Consider the following 1202-nt stretch of genomic DNA (forward strand, 5'->3'; position numbering starts at 1 on the left):
CGGATTCAAGGGGTGGTTGCAACACGGTCGGTTTCGAGGATTTTAGCCAGGCGTTCGGCGGGGGTGTCCCAGCCGAGGGTCTTGCGGGGCCGGCGGTTGAGTTCGGCGGCGACGGTGGCGAGGTGTTCGGGGCTGTGCAGGCTCAGGTCGGTGCCTTTCGGGAAGTACTGGCGTAGCAGGCCGTTGGTGTTCTCGTTGGTGCCGCGTTGCCAGGGTGAGTGCGGGTCGCAGAAGTAGACCGGCAGGTTCGCGGTGATGCTGAACTCGTGGTGCAGTGCCATTTCGGCGCCTTGGTCCCAGGTCAGTGACTTCTTCAGGTGCTGGGGCAGGCCGGTCATGGCGGTGATCAGGCCGTCGCGGACGTGTTCGGCGCTGCGGCCGGCGCCCAGGTGTATCAGCAGGACGTAGCGGGTGCACCGCTCGACGAGGGTGCCGATCGCGGATCGGTTGTCCTTGCCGATGATCAGGTCGCCTTCCCAGTGTCCGGGCACGGCGCGGTCGTCGGCGGTGGCGGGCCGTTCGCTGATCATCACCATCGGCTCGGTGAAGCGGGGCTGGCGGCGTCCGGCCTGCCGGCGGGGGCGGCGCATCGCGCGGCCGGTGCGCAGCGCCTCGGTCAGCTCGCGGCGTAACGCGCCCCGGCCCTGGACATAGAGTTCCTGGTAGATCGCCTCGTGGGACACGTGCAGCTCGCTTCGCTGGGGGAAGTCACGGCGCAATCGCCGGCTGATCTGCTCGGGACTGTTCTTCTCCTGCAGCATGGCCTGCACCCGGTCGCGTAGCTGCGGGCAGGCGGCGATCTTGCTGGTCTTCGGGCGTGCCCGCCGCTTGTCGGCGCGGTCCTGAGCGGCGTAGGGGCGGTAGACGCCGCTGCCGGGATGCCGGTTACGGCGGACCTCGCGGCTGATCGTGCTGGGCGCGCGTCCCAGCTCGGCGGCGATCGCCTGCTGAGTGACGCCTTCGAACAACCGGTCTGCGATGACCAGGCGTTCGGCCTCCGACAGGAAACGATCAGAGATGACCGATGGTCGAGCTGGCCGGATGCCAGCTGACGGGAGCCGGCCGGTCGACGAGCGCGGCGCGATCCTGGCCCGGCCGGGTTCCATGGCCCGCCACTGATAGCCGGTCCGGCGATCGACGCCGACCAGCCGAGCCGCCTCGTTCGTACCGACACCTTGAGTCACAAGATCAAAATATGCCTG

The 1202-nt window shown here is 68.6% G+C and carries 1 protein-coding gene; it reads right to left on the minus strand.

The features are described from left to right. Positions 1–5: 5 nt before the first annotated feature. A complete protein-coding gene (locus Acy02nite_RS46145) occupies positions 6–1184 on the minus strand; it encodes an IS30 family transposase (protein ID WP_307872320.1) in 1179 nt (392 codons plus the stop codon). Positions 1185–1202: the final 18 nt, after the last annotated feature.

This window comes from Actinoplanes cyaneus, assembly GCF_016862095.1.
Taxonomy (GTDB): domain Bacteria; phylum Actinomycetota; class Actinomycetes; order Mycobacteriales; family Micromonosporaceae; genus Actinoplanes; species Actinoplanes cyaneus.